The organism is Novosphingobium sp. 9 (genome assembly GCF_025340265.1).
Lineage (GTDB): Bacteria > Pseudomonadota > Alphaproteobacteria > Sphingomonadales > Sphingomonadaceae > Novosphingobium.
Window position 1 is genome coordinate 851625 of sequence record NZ_CP022707.1, and the last position, 16531, is coordinate 868155.

A 16531-nucleotide genomic window follows, 5' to 3' on the forward strand; every position below is an offset into this window, starting at 1 on the left:
GCTGAATGTCGCTCGGCTCTAGAGGGGGTTGCCGTTCTCGTCGCGATAGATATCGCGGCGCCCGACGTGGTTGGCGGGGCCGACGAAGCCGTCGTTCTCCATGCGCTCCACCCACTTGGCGGCGGTGTTGTAGCCCACGCCCATCTGGCGCTGGAGCCACGAGACCGAGACTTTCTGGTTCTCGAACACCAGATGGCACACCTGCCGGTACTTGCGTTCCTCGGGCTGGTCGGAGGCGGTGGCGTCGAGGTCGTCGAAGCCGAAGCTGCCTTCCTCGGGCTCTTCGGTGACGGCATCGATGTAGTCGGGCTTGCCCTGCGTGCGCCAGTAGTCGGCGACGTGTTCGACCTCCTCGTCCGACACGAACGGGCCGTGAACGCGCTTCACCGGGTCGGAGCTGGGCTTGTAGAGCATGTCGCCCTTGCCCAGCAGCTGCTCGGCGCCCTGTTCGCCCAGGATCGTGCGGCTGTCGATGCGGCTGGTGACGGCGAACGAGATGCGCGTCGGCAGGTTGGCCTTGATGACGCCGGTGATGACGTCCACCGACGGGCGCTGCGTCGCCATGATCAGGTGGATGCCCGCCGCGCGGCTCTTTTGCGCAAGCCGCTGGATCAGCACTTCGATTTCCTTGCCGACCGTGACCATGAGGTCGGCCAGCTCGTCGACGATCAGGACGATCTGCGGCAGCACTTCGTAATCGAACTGGTTCTCTTCGTAGAGCGGCTCGCCGGTCTCCTGATCGAAGCCGGTCTGGACGCGGCGGCCCAGCGGTTCGCCCTTGGCGGCGGCCTTGCGCACCTTGTCGTTGAAGCCCGAGAGGTTGCGCACCGAGATCTCGCTCATCTGGCGATAGCGGCGCTCCATTTCCTCGACTGCCCATTTCAGCGCGCGCACCGCCTTGGGCGGCTCGGTGACGACGGGGGAGAGCAGGTGCGGAATGTCGTCGTAGCTCTTGAGTTCCAGCACCTTGGGATCGACGAGGATCAGGCGGCACTGCGCGGGCGTCAGGCGATAGAGCAGCGAGAGCAGGATCGCGTTGAGGCCCACCGACTTGCCCGAACCGGTCGTACCGGCGACGAGCAGGTGGGGCATCGTCGCAAGGTCGGCCACGATCGGCTCGCCCGCGATATCCTTGCCCAGGATGATCGGCAGCAGCCCCTTGTGCGCGGCGAAGGCTTCGGAGGCGACCATCTCCTTGAACGAGACCATCTGGCGATTGGCGTTGGGCAGTTCGATGCCCATCACCGTGCGCCCCGGTATCGAGGAGACGCGGGCCGAGATCGCGCTCATATTGCGGGCGATATCGTCGGCGAGACCGATCACGCGGCTGGCCTTGATGCCGGGCGCGGGCTCCAGCTCGTACATGGTGACGACCGGGCCGGTGCGCACGGCGGTGATCTCGCCCTTCACGTTGAAGTCGTCCAGCACGGTTTCGAGCAGGCGCGCGTTGCTCTCCAGGCTCGACTTGTCGATCTTGGGCTGCGAGTTGGGCGGCGGATCGGCGAGCAGTTCCAGGCTGGGCAGCTCGTACTTGTCGAACATGTCCTTCTGGCGCGCGCCGAGCGCCAGTTGCGCGGGTGCGGGCGAGGCCTTGGGATCGCTGATCTCGGGCGCGCGGCGCGGCTTGTCCGGCGCGGCGGCGGCATTCGCTTCGGGACGGACCTTGACCTTGGCGCGCGGGGCGGCGTCCTCGTCGTCGGTGGCGCTTTCCTTGGCGCCGCGCGCGAAGGGCAGGTCGGAAGCGGAGGGCAGCGCGTCGGTGACGCGGCCGATCTTGCCGGGCAGCGTCAGCAGGCGCGCCCAGTCGAACGCGAAGACCCGGCCGACCAGCGCCACGCCGATCGAGGCGCAGGCGAGCGCGAGCACCAGCTTGATCCAGCCCGCCACGCCATCGGGGGCAAGGCCTGCCAGCGCGTCGATCCCGTGCGCGCCGAGCAGGCCCGCAAGGCCGCCCCACGAGGCGGGCAGGGTGCTGCCGGGCTGGGTGAACAGCAGCGAGAGCACCGTGCAGATCAGCGCGATGCCGATGGCGAGCACCAGCACCGGGCGCCACCAGCGCTGGTTGCTATGCTCGATTTCCTGATCGTCTTCCTCGACCAGCAGCCACAGCTTGCGGGCAAAGACGTAGAGCAGCGGAAGGAACAGCGCGGAAACCGGCCCGAAGAAGAACAGCGCGCGCTCGGCGATCCAGGCGCCGGGCGTTCCCATCCAGTTCTGCACCGTGCCGCTGGCGGCAGCGGTGGAGGCGGAGGGGTCGGTCTGGTGATAGCTCACCAGCGCCAGCGCGAGGTAGACCATCACCGCGAACAGCGCGATCGCGCCGCTCAGCTCGGTGGCGCGCCGCAGCGACCGGCGCAGGACGGCACGCCAGTCCGGCTTGGTCGCCCTTCGGCCGCTGCCCATGGGTCGTGTCGCCATTACAAAAATACCTTCCGAAATCTGCCCCGATTATGCCCGCCGGGGGGACTCGGCGTCAAGAATGGACCGTGAACATCGCTGTGGGTGGGGGATTTGGTTTAGCCCGTGCGGCGCTTGAGCATTGCCAAGGCGTGATGCGTCAGCATCTCAGCGCCTTGATTATAAGTGCCCGTCGATGGCTGCCCATGCGTGAGGGGCCAGCGTAGCGGCGCGATGCTTTGTCATGCCGCCCAGCGCGATTACGGGCAGTCCGGCGCGCGCGGCCAGCAGGCGAAAGCGTACAGGGCCGAGCGAGGGCGCGCCGGGGTGGGAGTTCGTCGCGAAGACCGGCGAGAGCAGCACCGCATCGGCGCACGCTCGTCGGGCCTGGGCCAGCTCGCGCAGAGAATGCGCAGTGATAAGGCGCAGGCCTGCATCTCCACGCGCCAGTCGTTTGGGCGGACCATAGGCGCCATCGGCGCGATAGCGGCGCGCTTCGGCCATGGTTCCGGCGAATACCGCGCAGTGCCCGAAGCGCCGCGCCGTGCGCTGCAGTTCCCGCCAGCGCGCTAGCCGTTCTGCGGGTGAAAGGTGGTAATGGCGGAACACGAAGCCCGATCCGCGCGGCAGGCGGGCGAGCACACGCTCCAGCCGCGCATCGTTGCGAGCGTCGCTGATGAGCCACATCGCGGGGCATTTGAAGGGCTTTGCGGCAAGAGGCGGGTGGCGGTTCGGCACGCAGGCGCTATAGCACCTGCCCATGGATCGAGAAGACATGACGACGCCCGCCACTCGCCCGCTCACCGCTCTGGAAGACATCCGCGCCCGCATCGCGCAGGCTGCCCGCATTGCCGGTCGCCCGGAAGACGCGGTCGAGCTGATCGCGATTTCCAAGACCCACCCCGCCGAGGCGATCGCGCCGCTGATCGCACAAGGCCAGCGCGTGTTCGGCGAGAACCGCGTGCAGGAAGCGCAGGCGAAATGGCCCGCGCTGCGTGAGGCGCATGAGGGGATCGCGCTGCACCTCGTCGGCCAGCTCCAGTCGAACAAGGCCGAGGATGCGGTCGCGCTGTTCGATTGTATCCATTCGCTCGACCGGCCCTCGCTGGTCGATGCGCTGGGCAAGGCGATGGACAAGGCCGGGCGCCGGGTGCCGTGCTTCGTGCAGGTGAACATCGGCGCCGAAGAGCAGAAGGGCGGCTGCGCGATTGCCGATGTGCCCGCGCTGCTGGCTGCCGCGCGTACCGCAGACGTGCCGGTGTCGGGCCTGATGTGCGTGCCGCCCGCCGATATCGAGGCGGCGCCGTTCTTCGCGCTGCTCGCCAAGATCGCGGCCGACAACGGCATCTCGCAGCTGTCGATGGGCATGAGCAGCGATTTCGAGGTCGCGGTGATGCTGGGCGCGACGCATGTGCGCGTGGGCAGCGCGCTGTTCGGCGCGCGCGGATAGCACCTGACGGAGGGCGCCTGATGGCGGAGCGCAGCGAAAAGCAGAAGATGCTGGCGGGCGAGCCCTATCGCGCCTCCTGCCCGGAAATCGTCGCCGACCAGCGCGCCGCCGCCGAATGGATGATGCGCTACAACCGGCTCGTCGATGCGGACGAGCGCACGGCGATGCTGCACGAGCGCTTCGCCGGCGTGGGCGAGGGTGCGACGATCCGCCCGCCGTTCCACTGCGATTACGGCTTCAATATCGCGCTGGGCGCGGGCGTGTTCCTGAACTTCAACTGCGTGATCCTTGACGTGGTGGCCGTCACCATCGGTGAGGGCACGCAGATCGGCAGCGGCGTGCAGATCCTCACCGCCGACCATCCGCGCGACCCGGAGGAGCGCGCCAGCGGCCTCGAATGGGGGCGTCCGGTCGTGATCGGGCGCAACGTGTGGATCGGCGCGGGCGCCATCGTGCTGCCCGGCGTGACCATCGGCGACGATGCCGTTGTCGGCGCGGGCGCGGTGGTGACGCGCGACGTGGCGCCGGGCACGACCGTCGTCGGCAATCCCGCCCGGCCGCGATGAGCGGCAACTGTCAGACTTCGCGATGAGCGGCAGAGGCTTCGCATCCCGTCTCCGCACGCGTCTGACGGCGCTGGGAGAGCGCTATTTCGCGCCGATGCACTGGCGCGAGGGGCTGCTGGCGCTGCCTGCGCTGCCGCTGATCTTTCTGGGCGGCGTGGCGCTGGGCCATCCGGTGGGCGGGGCGATGGCGGCGGGTTCCGCCTTTTCCGTCGGCTTCGGTTCGGCGCACGATCTGTTCGGGCGACGCTGGGCGGCGATGCTGGCCGCGCTCGTGGGAATGATGGCAGCGAGTTTCGCAGGCACGCTGCTGGGTGGCATCGCGCCGGTCTATGTTCCGCTGACCGCGCTGCTGGCGGTGATCGTTGCCTGGCTGGCGCTGCGCGATACCCAGCAGTGGTGGGTGGCGTTGCAGGTCGCCATCGTCTTCCTGATCGCCGGACACTTCCATGGGCCGTTGCACAATGCGCTGTTCCGTACCGAGATGGTGCTGGTGGGCGGCGGCATCCAGGCGGCGATGGTGATGGCGCTGGCGTGGCTGTTCCCGCGCGCGGCCCATGCCTATGCCGGTGGCCCCGGCGAGCATGACGCCGATCCGCGCCTGATCCGCGCGCACATGCTGCGCGCCGCGCTCTGCGTGGTGGCGAGCCTGCTGGCAGGCGATGCGCTGGGCCTCGTCAACGGCTACTGGGCGCCGATGACCGCGCTGCTGGTGCTCAAGCCCCGCCTGCACGAGACCCGCACGCGCGGGCTGGAGCGGCTCGGCGGGACGTTCGTGGGTGCAGGTCTCGCCTCGGTGCTGTCGATCGCCTGCCGCAACGATACCTGGGTGCTGGTGACGGGCATGGCCATCGCCTCGTGGTGCGCATTCTCGCTGCAGAAGGCGCATTATGCGGGGCTCTCCACCGCGATCACCGCCAGCGCGGTGCTGCTGGTCTCGCTGGGCGGCCTCGCGACGCCCGAGATCAACGCCGTCCACCGCCTGATCGCGACGATGCTGGGCGGCGGCATCGCGCTGGGCGTGGCGGCGCTGTTCCCGCACAGCCCGCTGCGCCCCTGGCGACAGGCCGACGATACGCCGATGGGGTGAGGGAAAGCGGGAGCGCCCGGCCCTGAGTGCTCCCGCTTTTCCGGATTACTCCGCCGTATCCAGCTCGTTGCCGGTCAGCGTCACCACATGCAGCAGGTTGGTCGACCCCGGCACGCCGAAGGGCACGCCGGCCAGCGTCACCAGCTTGGTACCCGCCGCGCCGAAGCCGTGGCGCAGCGCCATGCGCTTGCCCTTGGCGATCATCTCCTCGAAGCTGCCGATATCGCGCGTGGCGACGGCATGCGTGCCCCACAGCAGTGCGACGCGGCGCGCGGTGTCCATCGACGGGGTGAGCACCAGCATCGGCACCGAGGGACGCTCGCGCGCAACGCGGCGGGCCGAGATGCCCGAGCCGGTGAACACCACGATGCCCTCGATCGGCAGGGCATCGGCGATGCTGGCGCAGGCTTCGGCCAGCGCGTCTGCCGTGGTGGCGTCGGGCGGCGTTTGCGTGAGGTGAATGCGCTGGCGATAGGTCTCGTCGGCCTCTGCCTTGGCGGCGATGCGGTCCATGATCGTGACCGCCTCGACCGGCCACTGGCCCGCTGCCGTCTCTGCGGAGAGCATCACCACGTCGGCACCGTCATAGACCGCGTTGGCGACGTCGGAGACTTCGGCGCGGGTGGGCGAGGGGCTGGTGATCATCGATTCCAGCATCTGCGTTGCCACCACCACCGGCTTGCCGCTGGCGCGGGTGCGGGCGACGATGTGCTTCTGGATCGGCGGCACTTCCTCGGGCAGCAGTTCGACACCCAGATCGCCGCGCGCCACCATGATGCCGTCCGACAGCTCGATGATCGCATCGAGATTGCCGACCGCGGCGGGCTTTTCGATCTTGGCCATCAGCGCGCCATGGCTGCCCATCAGGCTGCGCGCCTCGGCGACGTCCTCGGGGCGCTGCACGAAGGAGAGGCCGATCCAGTCGGCCTTCTGCTCCACCGCGAAGGCAAGGTCGCGGCGGTCTTTCTCGGTCAGCGCGGGCACCGGCACGATGGCGTCGGGGATGTTCACGCCCTTGCGGTCGGAGATCGGCCCGCCGACTTCGGCGCTGCACAGGATCGAGTCCGGTTCCGCGCGGATGACGACGAGGCGCAGCTTGCCGTCGTCGATCAGCAGGCGCTGGCCCTTCTGGAGGATGCCGAACAGCTCAGGGTGCGGCAGGCAGACGCGGTTATCGTCGCCCGGCTCGGGATTGTTGTCGAGCGTGAAGTGTGCGGAGTGGCGGATGAACGCCTTGCCGTCCTTGAACGTGCCAACGCGCAGCTTGGGGCCCTGCAGGTCGCACAGCACGGCGACCGGGCGGCCCACGTCCTTCTCGACCGCGCGGATATTGGCGATCGTCTCGCGGTGGGTCTCGTGGTCGCCATGGCTCATGTTGACGCGGAAGGCGTCGGCACCGGCGCGCAGCAGCTTCTCGATGGTCGCCTTGTCCCGGCTTGCAGGGCCGAGCGTGGCGAGAATTTTTACCTTGCGCTGGCGCGTGATCCCCCGGTGGTGCGGCGAGCGGCGATAGGTCTGAATGGCCACGGTGGTTCTTTCCTCTTTGCGTAGTCCCCGCGCGATATGGCAAAGCCTGCCCGACAAACCAAGGACGAACCGCCCCATATGACCGAAAACCAGACCGATCCCTCGATACCCTCGACGATGCGACCGCCGCTGCCGCCTTCCGCCATCTGGTGCGCCATCTGCGCCACCGGCACGATGCGCAGAACATCGACCTGATGGGTCTCGCCGGGTTCTGCCGCAATTGCCTGGCCGACTGGATTCGCGAAGGCGGCTATGCAGGCGACAAGGCCGCCGCGCGCGAAGTGATCCACGGCATGAGCGCGGACGAGTGGAAGACGAAGCACCAGACCCCGCCACGCCCGAGCAGCTCGCCCGGATGGAAGAGAGCCTGAAGAAGAACGGGTGAGGGGGAGGGCAGGGGTAGTCGAAGGCTGCGCCTGCCGTACTAAAACTTCGTCATTCCCGCGAAGGCGGGAATCCAGCTGCGATCTCTCGATCCCGTCGAACGTGGACTTGGATACGCAGACTGGATCCCCGCCTTCGCGGGGATGACGAAACGAGGGTGGGGAAGTCTGGATCTTGCCATAAGGTCGTGCAGATAACGACGTGCGGGTTTCGCCCCCTAGCGGACATGTTCTCTCTCCCCTTCAGGGGAGAGATACGAAGGTTTGGCAGCTGGCTGCCTAACCGTAGTTGAGAGGGGTTTATGCCGCGCGCTCCCCTCTCCCAACCCTCTCCCCTGAAGGGGAGAGGGCTATGGCAGCTTCCCACCCATAGCCGCTAACGCTTCCATCGCCTCGCAACGGCCCGGCTCCCTTCACACCTCCACCAGCGCCCGTTCGTCGAAGGCGGCGCGGGCCTGGTCTACCTCGGCCATGTTCTCCATGGTCCAGCGATAGAGCGCCTTGAACGGCCCCTGCAACGAGCGGCCGAGCGCGGTGATCTCGTATTCCACCGCGACCGGCGAGCCGGCGATCACCCGACGATGGAGCAGCCCGTTGCGCTCCATCCGGCGCAGGCACAGCGTCAGCGATTTCTGCGTCAGCCCCTCGATCTGGCGACGGATCGCGTTGAAGCGCATCGGTCCCCTGTCGAGTACGGTCAGCACCATCATCGACCACTTGTCGCTGATCTGGTCGAACAGCAGGCGGCTGGGGCAGTCCACGGTAAAGTGCATGCAATCGGGTTTGAGAGCGACGGACACGGGTGCGGTTTCCTTGGGTATACCTGGGTTATTCAAGGTGCGTTCTTGAACCCAGGTATCCATGATATACCTAACAGGCTTTCCCGGCAACGGAGCCAAGCCTCTCTCATGACCCAGACTTCCCCCGACGTCCTGTTCCGCCCGTTCTCGCTCGGCGCGCTGGAGCTGCCCAATCGCATCGTCATGGCGCCGATGACCCGCGCGCAGGCCGCAGACGGTATCGTCGGGCCTGCGCAGGCAGAATACTATCGCCGCCGTGCCGAGGGCGGTGTCGGCCTGATCCTGTCCGAAGGCACGGTGATCGACCGGCCTTCGTCGCGCAACGAGCCAGGCATCCCCTTCATCCATGGCGAGGCCGCGCTGGCGGGCTGGAAGCAGGTGATCGAGGCGGTGCACGGCGCAGGCGGTCGCATGGGGCCGCAGATCTGGCACACCGGCGCCACCAAGGGCATGAGCGGCTGGGAGCCCGAGAACCCGGTCGAAAGCCCCTCGGGCCTCAACGCGCCCGACCAGCCGCGCGGCGTGGCGATGAGCGAGGAAGACATTGCCGATGCCGTCGCCGCCTTTGCCTCTGCCGCAGCGGATGCCAAAAAGGTGGGCTTCGACGTGGTCGAACTGCATGGCGCGCACGGCTATCTGATCGACCAGTTCTTCTGGGCCGGCACCAACCAGCGCGAGGACCGCTATGGCGGTGCGACCATAGGCGAGCGTTCGCGCTTTGCCGCTGAAGTGATCGCGGCGGTGCGCGCCGCCGTCGGTCCGGACTTCCCGCTGATAATCCGTCTCAGCCAGTGGAAGCAGCAGGACTATGCCGCGCGCCTCGCCAATACGCCTGCCGAGATGGAAGCCTGGCTGACGCCGCTGGTCGAGGCGGGCGCGAATGTGCTGCACTGCTCGCAGCGCCGCTTCTGGCTGCCCGAGTTCCCCGAGATCGACGGCGAGCAGGGCCTGAACTTCGCAGGCTGGGCCAAGAAGCTGACCGGCGCGACGACGATCAGCGTTGGCTCGGTCGGCCTTTCGGGCGATTTCATGGCAGCCTTCGGCGGCGAAGGCTCGCAGGCGACCGGTCTCGATCAGTTGGTCGAGCGCATGGAGCGCGACGAGTTCGACCTTATCGCGGTGGGACGCGCGCTGATCTCGGACGCGCAGTGGGTGGCGAAGGTGCGCGACGGCCAGACCGATACGCTCAAGGGCTTCGAGGCCTCGGCACTGGCTGAACTGGTGTAAGAAGACGGCGGAGCGCGGCCGATCGGGTTGCGCTCCGTCCACACCGTTCCCGTTTTCCCCCATCCCCGTTTTCCCCATCAAGGCGCCGATACGGCTTTGCCCGAATCCGCGAGGGGCGCTATCAGCCCGGCCAACTGATTCTCACAGAACCTTGACCGGAGCACCAAACCCGATGGCCGAAAACACCGACGATCGTCTGCGCCTGCTGATCGAGCGCGTCGAGCGCCTTGAAGAAGAGAAGAAGGGTATCTCGGACGATATCCGCGACGTCTACAACGAGGCCAAGGCCGTGGGTTACGACGTCAAGATCATGCGCCAGATCGTGCGCATCCGTAAGCTCAAGCCCGACGACCGTCGCGAGATGGAAATGATTCTCGACACCTACAAGGCCGCACTCGGCATCGAGTAAGGTCTTCGGGACGAACGGGAAGGAAGGGCGGCCCTGCATGGCCGCCCTTTTTGATTCATCAGCCGATGATCTGCGCCACCAGGATCACCGATCCGTTGGCGAGAATATGCTGGAGCATCGAGGCGGGAAGCCCCAGTCGCTGGCGAGTGAAGCCCAGCATGATCCCGGCCCACAGTTGCGGCAGCACCAGCACGGCAGTCAGCGGTTTCGGGGCTGCATAGTTCATCAGGTGCGCGCCTGCGAATAGCAGCGCGACGATCCAGTAGATCGCCGGAAACGCCGCCGCGAAGCCTGCGACCGGCGCCGACTTGCGCCGCAGGACCAGCCAGCCGACAAGCCCGGCCACCACGCTCAGCAACAGCACGCCCGCCGCCGCCAGCGGAGCAAGTCCGTGCGTCGAACCGTAAAGCGCTGCGCCGCCGAGGATGGCGCACAGCAGCAGCCATAGCGCGCGGGGCCGCCCGGTCTGCCAGCCGCGAAACAGCATCTCCTCGATCACCGGCGCGATCAGCAGGGTGATCGGCAGCAGCCAGCCGGCGGAGATCTTGTCGAAGGCATCGGGTGCATCGAGCCCCAGGCCCTTCTGCGCCACGATGGACAGCGGCAGCAGCACCAGCAGCAACACGATCAGATGCAGCGCCAGCAGCGGCACGAACGCGCGCCAGCCTGCAGCAGAGCGCAGCCCTTCGGGCGCCAGCAGGCGCGGACGGCGCAGGAACGCGGCGAGTTCGCGCAAGGGGAAGAGGAAAGGGCGGCAGGGTTCAGCCTCGGTCTCGGTCATGCAAGCGGCGTAGCCTTGCCAGCCTTGCCAATTCGTTGTCTTTTCGCAGGTGGAAGGGAATTTCGCACTATGTCCGCTCCTGTCGCGCCGATGATCCGCAACGCCATCCCGCAGGATGCTGCCGCCTGCGCGGCGATCTATGCGCCCTTCGTCACCGACACCTGCGTCAGCTTCGAACTGGAAGCGCCGGACACAGAGGAAATGGCGCGGCGAATCGCGCGCTACGGCACGTCGCACGTCTGGCTGGTCGCCGAGCGGGCCGGGCAGGTGCTCGGCTATGCCTATGGCTCGCCGCACCGCGACCGGGCGGCCTATGCCTCTTCGTGCGATGTCGGAATCTATGTCGATCCCGCGGCAGCGCGGCAGGGGGTAGGGCGGGCGCTCTACGGCGCGCTGCTGCCCATGCTGGCCGCGCAAGGGCGCCACGCTGCCTTCGCCGGGATCGCCTTGCCCAATGCCGCCAGCATCGCCCTGCATGAGGGCATGGGATTCGCGCCGCTGGGCATCTATCGCGAAGTCGGCTGGAAGCTGGGCGCGTGGCACGACGTCGGCTGGTGGCAGCGCCTGTTGTAGAGGGGGTTGTCTGAGAAGCGCCTGACGGTGCCGCCTCTGAAATCGCTCTTTCGCGATTTCTCAAACGCGATTTCTCAAACAAGCTCCGGCGGCTCAGTTCTCCAGCGGTTTCGCGCGAAGGTTGCCCTGCGGGGCTCGGCTGTTGTAAGGGCGCCCTCAACTTTACATGGACACAGCGCCCGCCGTCTTTCCTGGCCGGGCCAGAATGATGGGCAGACCAATGGCAGGCCATTCCAAATTCAAGAACATCATGCACCGCAAGGGTGCGCAGGACAAGAAGCGCTCGGCGCAGTTCTCCAAGCTCAGCCGCGAAATCACCGTGGCCGCCAAGATGGGCATGCCCGATCCGGACATGAACCCGCGCCTGCGCGCCGCCGTCAACGCCGCCAAGGCGCAGTCGATGCCCAAGGACAACATCCAGCGCGCGATCGACAAGGCTTCGAAGGGCGATGCCGAGAACTACGAGGAAGTGCGCTACGAGGGCTACGGCCCGGCCGGTATCGCCATCATCGTCGAGGCGCTGACCGACAACCGCAACCGCACCGCCACCAACGTGCGCACCGCCTTTGCCAAGAACGGCGGCAACCTCGGCGCCTCGGGCGCGGTTGCGCACGGGTTTGAGCGTCTCGGCCTGATCGAGTACCCCGGCAGCGTGGGTGACGAGGACAAGGTTCTCGAAGCCGCGATCGAGGCCGGTGCCGAGGACGTGCAGAGCGACATGGGCGACGGTGACGAGAATCCCGGCAGCCACCAGATCTGGGTCTCGGTCGATGCGCTCCACGAAGTCGCGCGCGAACTGGAAAAGACGCTCGGCGAAGCCGAGGGCGTGAAGCTGGCATGGAAGCCGAACATCACCGTCGATGTCGACGCCGATACCGTCGGAACGCTGATGAAGCTGGTCGACACGCTGGAAGACGACGATGACGTCCAGACCGTCTGGGGGAACTACGCCATCTCCGACGAAGTCATGGAAACCTTGGGGTAATTTGCCACAGGACGGGCTGCGAAAGGCGGCTTTCTGCGCTTCCGGTGCTCACGTACCCTAAGGTACGCTGCGCGCCGGTTCTCGAAAGCCCCCCTTCTCGCTCCGGCCTGAGGCAAATTCCTGTTATCTGATCTTATGATCATCATCGGTCTTGATCCGGGTCTGACCTGCACGGGCTGGGGCATTGTCGCCAAGAGCGGCAGCCGCCTCAGCCATGTTGCCAACGGGCAGATCCGCACCGATGCCAAGGCCTGCATGGCCGACCGGCTGGTCGAACTCGACGCCGCGCTGACCGACGTGATCCTCCACCATCGTCCCGATGCGGGCGCGGTGGAGGAGGTCTTCGTCAACGTGAACCCGCAGTCGACGCTCAAGCTGGGGCAGGCGCGCGGCGTGGCGATGCTCTCGATCGCGCGCGCCGGACTGCCGGTGGCCGAGTACTCCACCAAGGTCATCAAGAAGGCGCTGGTCGGCACCGGCGGCGCCGACAAGAAGCAGATCCAGGCGATGCTGAAAGTCCTGCTCCCGGCGTGAAGCTGGCGGGCGAGGACGCTTCCGACGCGCTCGCCGTGGCGATCACCCACGCCAATATGCTCGGCAGCCACCGCTAAACCAGCGCTGCAGCCTTGACAGATCGCAAGGCGCCGGGATGGCAACTCCCGGCACGGTGCTCTTTTCCGCTGGCCCCGCAAAACGCTTCCTGCCATAGAACAAACCATGATCGCGAAGCTGACCGGCCTCCTTGACGACACCGGCCCCGACTGGGCGGTGATCGATGTCCACGGTGTGGGCTATCTCGTCCATTGTTCCGCCCGCACGCTCGACCATCTGGGCATTCGCGGCGACAAGGTGGTGATCCATACCGAAATGCAGGTTTCGGAGACCGACCAGCGCCTGATCGGCTTCGCTTCGGCGGCCGAGCGCAACTGGTTCCGGCTGCTGACGGCGGTGCAGGGCGTGGGCTCCAAGGTGGCGCTGGCGATCCTTTCGGCGCTCAATACCGAGGAATTGCAGCGCGCCTGCGCGGGCGGCGATGCGGCAATGGTGGCGCGCGCCAATGGCGTCGGCCCCAAGCTGGCCAGCCGCATCGTCAACGAATTGAAGGACAAGGCGGGCGGCATGCCCACGGCACCGGGCGCGCCGGGGGCAGCCATCGCCGCGCCTGCGGGCTCGGCCAGCGCCGATGCCGTCTCCGCGCTCCAGAACCTCGGCTTCAAGCCCAACGTCGCGGCGATGGCCGTCGGCAAGGCGGTGGAGGAACTGGGCGAGCACGCCGGGCTGAACGACCTCGTGCGCGTGGCGCTGAAGCGGGCGGCGGGATGAGAGCCGTGATTCTAGGATTTATGGACAGGTCGCTATGAATTCCTATACTCCTGCCATGTCCCAGCTCAACGTCACCATGCCGCCCGCCTTGCGCCAGTGGATCGAGACCCGCGTTGCCGAAGGGCGCTATGCCAACGCCAGCGATTACGTCCGCGATCTGGTGCGCCGCGATCAGGACGCGGCCCAGGACGAGACGGAATGGCTGCGCGGCATGATCGCGCAAGGGCTGGCCTCCGGCGTTATCGAGGAGAATCCTCGCGACGTGATCGAGCAGATCATCGCCGAGCGACGAAGCACGCGTGGTTGAGGTTCGTTTATCGACCGCTGCACGCTCCGATCTCGCTGCTGTCGATGCATACAGCGCCCGGCAGTTCGGGGACGATGTGGCGGATGCTTATGCCCGCGGGTTTCTGGAGGCATTCGACTTGCTGGCACGCCATCCGCAATCCGGGGCGCCAAGGCCTGAACTGGGCGAAGAGATACGCTGCCTTGTTCATCGGCGGCACCGGATATTCTATCGCTTCGGCGATGACATTGTACTGATCGTTCGCATTCTCCATCACGCGATGGACGAACGCGCGGCGCAGTTGGGCAGACCATGACCGATAACCCCATCCTTTCCCCAATCGCCAGACCGAGGATGCCGATGCGGCGCTGCGGCCCAAGTCGCTCGAGGAGTTCGTCGGGCAGATCGCGGCCAAGGACAACCTGCGCGTCTTTATCGAGAGCGCCAAGTCGCGGCGCGAGGCGATGGACCACACGCTGTTCTTCGGCCCGCCGGGGCTTGGCAAGACCACGCTGGCGCAGATCATCGCGCGCGAACTGGGCGTGGGCTTTCGCGCAACGTCCGGCCCGGTGATCGCCAAGGCGGGCGACCTTGCTGCGCTGCTGACCAATCTGGAGCAGGGCGACGTCCTGTTCATCGACGAGATCCACCGCCTCAATCCGGTGGTCGAGGAAGTGCTCTATCCGGCGATGGAAGACCGTGCGCTCGATCTCATCATCGGCGAGGGGCCGTCGGCACGCTCGGTGCGGATCGATCTGCCGCCGTTCACGCTGGTCGGCGCGACGACGCGGCAGGGTCTGTTGCAGACACCGCTGCGCGACCGTTTCGGCATTCCGGTGCGCCTGCAGTTCTATACTGTCGAGGAACTGGAGAAGGTTGTCGCGCGCGGGGCAGGGTTGCTCGGCATCGGCATCGACCGGGGCGGCGCCACCGAAATCGCACGCCGCGCGCGCGGTACGCCGCGCGTGGCCGGGCGCCTGCTGCGCCGGGTGCGCGACTTTGCGCATGTGGCAGGTTCCGACCTCGTTACCCGCGCCATCGCCGATGATGCGCTGACCCGTCTGGAGATCGATTCGATCGGCCTCGATTCGCAGGACCACCGCTATCTTCGGATGATCGCGGAGATCTACAAGGGCGGCCCGGTGGGTGTCGAGACGCTGGCGGCGGGCCTCTCCGAGCCGCGCGACACCATCGAGGAAGTGATCGAGCCCTACCTGATCCAGCTCGGCATGGTGGCGCGCACCGCGCGCGGGCGCTGCCTCAACGATCGCGGCTGGACCCACCTGGGCATGACGCCGCCGATCCCCCCCGGCATGGCGGGGCCACAAGGTGGATTGTTCGAGGGCGAGGACTAACCCCCGAATTACGCGCCTCGCGAATCACGTCCGGTGCCGGCTGGGTGGGTGAAAACCCGCCGACTTCGTTCACTGGAGCACGCAACTGAACGCAATTCCGTCCCAAATCAGCACAAGGCACTGGCGAAATCGCTCGTTAACCAATATTCGTCCCGCTATCGGGCAAATTTAGGCGAAACAGCGTTGCCCGGTTAACGCCTTCCTGCGTTGTCTCTGGCATAGAGAAGCAGGGCATGGCGTCTTGGCGGCGTCGTGCAGGGGTTTCGCGCAAGGGTCCGTGAAGGCCTTTGCCATGGGAAGAAGAAAGCAAGATCATGTCGGTACGCATGGCTCTGGCCAAACTGTCTGCATGTGCCGCCGGATGCGCGATCATCGGCGGTGGTGCAGTGCATGTCGCTGAAACGCAGTCCGCGGGGGAACTGCAGTACAGCAAGCACAAGCAGGCCAAGGTGGCGGCGGTCGAGAAGCCGCGTCCGCGTATCGCCCAGCGCCAGATCCCCAAGCGCCCGCCGCTCAAGCGTGAGCGCGAGATCGTCAAGCCGCCGGCACCGCAGATGGCGATGATCCCGCTGCCCCCGCCCTATATCCCGCCTGCCAACCCGGTGAGCGCGGGTGGCGGCACCGCTGCGCCGGTGGTGGTGGGTAACGGTGGCGGTTTCGGCGGCTTCGGAGGCGGTTTCTTCGGCGGTTTCTTCGGTGGCAGCAGCGGCGGCGGTGGCGGTAACGTCATCATCAGTTCGACCACCACCGGATCGACGTCCGGCTCCAGCTCGACCTCGGGTTCCAGTTCCAGCTCCAGTTCGAGCGGTGGAGAAGGCACCACGACGACGACCACGACGACCACGACCTCCGGCAACGTGACCAGCACGTCCTCGACTTCGGGGAACGTCACCAGCACGTCGAGCACCTCGGGCAACGTGTCGAGCACGACCTCGGGCAATATTTCCAGCACGACCTCGACGACTTCGGGCAACATCAGCAGCACCACGTCGACGACGTCGGGCAATGTGACGAGCACGACCTCGGGGAACATCACCAGCACCTCGGGAAACATCACGAGCACGTCGGGCAACATCACCAGCTCGACCACGACTTCGGGGAATGTCTCGACGACCTCGGGCGATTTCAGTTCGAGCACCACGTCGTCGAGCAGCTCCAGCTCCTCGTCGAGTTCGTCCAGCTCGTCGTCGTCTTCCTCGTCCAGTTCCAGCTCGTCTTCGTCGAGCTCGTCGTCGGGCGGGCATGACGGGCATCACCCGCACGATCCGCACGACGTGCCTGCGCCGCCGATGCTGATCCTGTTCGGCGCGGCCGCCGCTGCGGTGGTCGCACGCGGGCGGTTCGCAAAGCGCAAGCAGCAGGCCTGATACACGAAAAGGCGG

The 16531-nt window shown here is 66.7% G+C and carries 17 protein-coding genes and 2 pseudogenes; 14 read left to right on the forward strand and 5 right to left on the reverse strand.

Features of this window, described 5'->3' with window-relative positions:
* Positions 1 to 18: 18 nt before the first annotated feature.
* Both CI805_RS04230 and CI805_RS04235 read right to left on the reverse strand, forming a co-directional pair.
* The gene (locus CI805_RS04230) at positions 19 to 2418 is read right to left on the reverse strand and encodes a DNA translocase FtsK (RefSeq protein ID WP_260926564.1); all 2400 of its coding nucleotides are present in this window, start codon (positions 2416 to 2418) and stop codon (positions 19 to 21) included.
* A gap of 159 nt (positions 2419 to 2577) precedes the next feature.
* On the reverse strand, positions 2578 to 3084 hold the full coding sequence (locus CI805_RS04235) for a thiamine phosphate synthase (protein WP_260926565.1): 507 nt from the start codon (positions 3082 to 3084) through the stop codon (positions 2578 to 2580).
* Positions 3085 to 3172: 88 nt separating this feature from the next.
* Between CI805_RS04235 and CI805_RS04240 the strand changes: the two genes are divergently transcribed.
* From CI805_RS04240 to CI805_RS04250, 3 genes are read left to right on the forward strand one after another with little or no spacing between them, the layout of a single operon-like run.
* Positions 3173 to 3847 (forward strand): YggS family pyridoxal phosphate-dependent enzyme, encoded by a 675-nt coding sequence (locus CI805_RS04240; RefSeq protein ID WP_260926566.1) that lies wholly within the window; start codon positions 3173 to 3175, stop codon positions 3845 to 3847.
* A 20-nt stretch (positions 3848 to 3867) separates the two neighbouring features.
* Entirely contained in the window at positions 3868 to 4413 is a 546-nt protein-coding gene (locus CI805_RS04245; RefSeq protein ID WP_260926567.1) for a sugar O-acetyltransferase, read from the forward strand.
* 22 nt (positions 4414 to 4435) lie between these two features.
* On the forward strand, positions 4436 to 5500 hold the full coding sequence (locus CI805_RS04250; protein WP_260926569.1) for an FUSC family protein: 1065 nt from the start codon (positions 4436 to 4438) through the stop codon (positions 5498 to 5500).
* A 45-nt stretch (positions 5501 to 5545) separates the two neighbouring features.
* Here CI805_RS04250 and pyk read toward each other — a convergent pair whose 3' ends face one another.
* A complete protein-coding gene (gene pyk / locus CI805_RS04255; protein WP_260926571.1) occupies positions 5546 to 7027 on the reverse strand; it encodes a pyruvate kinase in 1482 nt (493 codons plus the stop codon).
* 146 nt (positions 7028 to 7173) lie between these two features.
* On the opposite strand from pyk, the pseudogene CI805_RS04260 reads away from it, so the two are divergent.
* Positions 7174 to 7412: pseudogene (locus tag CI805_RS04260) on the forward strand (DUF1244 domain-containing protein).
* Positions 7413 to 7823: 411 nt separating this feature from the next.
* On the opposite strand, the gene CI805_RS04265 reads toward CI805_RS04260, so the two are convergent.
* A complete protein-coding gene (locus CI805_RS04265; protein ID WP_313958524.1) occupies positions 7824 to 8210 on the reverse strand; it encodes a helix-turn-helix domain-containing protein in 387 nt (128 codons plus the stop codon).
* A gap of 108 nt (positions 8211 to 8318) precedes the next feature.
* Here CI805_RS04265 and CI805_RS04270 point away from each other — a divergent pair, with 108 nt between their 5' ends.
* On the forward strand, positions 8319 to 9437 hold the full coding sequence (locus tag CI805_RS04270; RefSeq protein ID WP_260926573.1) for an NADH:flavin oxidoreductase: 1119 nt from the start codon (positions 8319 to 8321) through the stop codon (positions 9435 to 9437).
* A gap of 172 nt (positions 9438 to 9609) precedes the next feature.
* Entirely contained in the window at positions 9610 to 9846 is a 237-nt protein-coding gene (locus CI805_RS04275; protein ID WP_260926574.1) for a DUF2312 domain-containing protein, read from the forward strand.
* A 58-nt stretch (positions 9847 to 9904) separates the two neighbouring features.
* Here the strand turns inward: CI805_RS04275 and CI805_RS04280 are convergent, their stop codons facing one another.
* Positions 9905 to 10627 (reverse strand): CPBP family intramembrane glutamic endopeptidase, encoded by a 723-nt coding sequence (locus CI805_RS04280; RefSeq protein WP_260926575.1) that lies wholly within the window; start codon positions 10625 to 10627, stop codon positions 9905 to 9907.
* A gap of 69 nt (positions 10628 to 10696) precedes the next feature.
* Between CI805_RS04280 and CI805_RS04285 the strand changes: the two genes are divergently transcribed.
* The 8 genes and pseudogenes from CI805_RS04285 to CI805_RS04320 all read left to right on the forward strand — a co-directional run bounded on the left by CI805_RS04285 (position 10697) and on the right by CI805_RS04320 (position 16516).
* A complete protein-coding gene (locus tag CI805_RS04285) occupies positions 10697 to 11200 on the forward strand; it encodes an arsinothricin resistance N-acetyltransferase ArsN1 family B (protein WP_260926576.1) in 504 nt (167 codons plus the stop codon).
* A 220-nt stretch (positions 11201 to 11420) separates the two neighbouring features.
* Positions 11421 to 12185: a YebC/PmpR family DNA-binding transcriptional regulator gene (locus CI805_RS04290; RefSeq protein ID WP_260926577.1), complete on the forward strand. Its 765-nt coding sequence runs from the start codon at positions 11421 to 11423 to the stop codon at positions 12183 to 12185.
* A gap of 135 nt (positions 12186 to 12320) precedes the next feature.
* Positions 12321 to 12796, forward strand: a pseudogene (ruvC, locus tag CI805_RS04295) (crossover junction endodeoxyribonuclease RuvC).
* Between the two features lie 106 nt (positions 12797 to 12902).
* A complete protein-coding gene (gene ruvA, locus CI805_RS04300) occupies positions 12903 to 13508 on the forward strand; it encodes a Holliday junction branch migration protein RuvA (protein WP_260926578.1) in 606 nt (201 codons plus the stop codon).
* A gap of 34 nt (positions 13509 to 13542) precedes the next feature.
* Positions 13543 to 13815: a type II toxin-antitoxin system ParD family antitoxin gene (locus tag CI805_RS04305; protein ID WP_260926579.1), complete on the forward strand. Its 273-nt coding sequence runs from the start codon at positions 13543 to 13545 to the stop codon at positions 13813 to 13815.
* A complete protein-coding gene (locus tag CI805_RS21055) occupies positions 13808 to 14110 on the forward strand; it encodes a type II toxin-antitoxin system RelE/ParE family toxin (protein ID WP_409934932.1) in 303 nt (100 codons plus the stop codon). The genes CI805_RS04305 and CI805_RS21055 overlap by 8 nt, the downstream gene beginning before the upstream one ends.
* 52 nt (positions 14111 to 14162) lie before the next feature.
* Entirely contained in the window at positions 14163 to 15149 is a 987-nt protein-coding gene (gene ruvB, locus CI805_RS04315; protein WP_260927800.1) for a Holliday junction branch migration DNA helicase RuvB, read from the forward strand.
* 326 nt (positions 15150 to 15475) lie between these two features.
* Positions 15476 to 16516 carry a PEP-CTERM sorting domain-containing protein gene (locus CI805_RS04320; protein WP_260926581.1) on the forward strand — a complete coding sequence of 347 codons (1041 nt, stop codon included), beginning with the start codon at positions 15476 to 15478 and terminating at the stop codon, positions 16514 to 16516.
* The last annotated feature ends 15 nt before the right edge of the window (positions 16517 to 16531 follow it).

Bases quoted from the DNA above. Each gene is read 5' to 3' on its own strand.
- CI805_RS04230 (WP_260926564.1), bottom strand. From the start codon at position 2,418: ATGGCGACACGACCCATGGGCAGCGGCCGAAGGGCGACCAAGCCGGAC.
- CI805_RS04235 (WP_260926565.1), bottom strand. From the start codon at position 3,084: ATGTGGCTCATCAGCGACGCTCGCAACGATGCGCGGCTGGAGCGTGTG.
- CI805_RS04240 (WP_260926566.1), top strand. From the start codon at position 3,173: ATGACGACGCCCGCCACTCGCCCGCTCACCGCTCTGGAAGACATCCGC.
- CI805_RS04245 (WP_260926567.1), top strand. From the start codon at position 3,868: ATGGCGGAGCGCAGCGAAAAGCAGAAGATGCTGGCGGGCGAGCCCTAT.
- CI805_RS04250 (WP_260926569.1), top strand. From the start codon at position 4,436: ATGAGCGGCAGAGGCTTCGCATCCCGTCTCCGCACGCGTCTGACGGCG.
- CI805_RS04270 (WP_260926573.1), top strand. From the start codon at position 8,319: ATGACCCAGACTTCCCCCGACGTCCTGTTCCGCCCGTTCTCGCTCGGC.
- CI805_RS04275 (WP_260926574.1), top strand. From the start codon at position 9,610: ATGGCCGAAAACACCGACGATCGTCTGCGCCTGCTGATCGAGCGCGTC.
- CI805_RS04280 (WP_260926575.1), bottom strand. From the start codon at position 10,627: ATGACCGAGACCGAGGCTGAACCCTGCCGCCCTTTCCTCTTCCCCTTG.
- CI805_RS04285 (WP_260926576.1), top strand. From the start codon at position 10,697: ATGTCCGCTCCTGTCGCGCCGATGATCCGCAACGCCATCCCGCAGGAT.
- CI805_RS04290 (WP_260926577.1), top strand. From the start codon at position 11,421: ATGGCAGGCCATTCCAAATTCAAGAACATCATGCACCGCAAGGGTGCG.
- ruvA (WP_260926578.1), top strand. From the start codon at position 12,903: ATGATCGCGAAGCTGACCGGCCTCCTTGACGACACCGGCCCCGACTGG.
- CI805_RS04305 (WP_260926579.1), top strand. From the start codon at position 13,543: ATGAATTCCTATACTCCTGCCATGTCCCAGCTCAACGTCACCATGCCG.
- CI805_RS04320 (WP_260926581.1), top strand. From the start codon at position 15,476: ATGGCTCTGGCCAAACTGTCTGCATGTGCCGCCGGATGCGCGATCATC.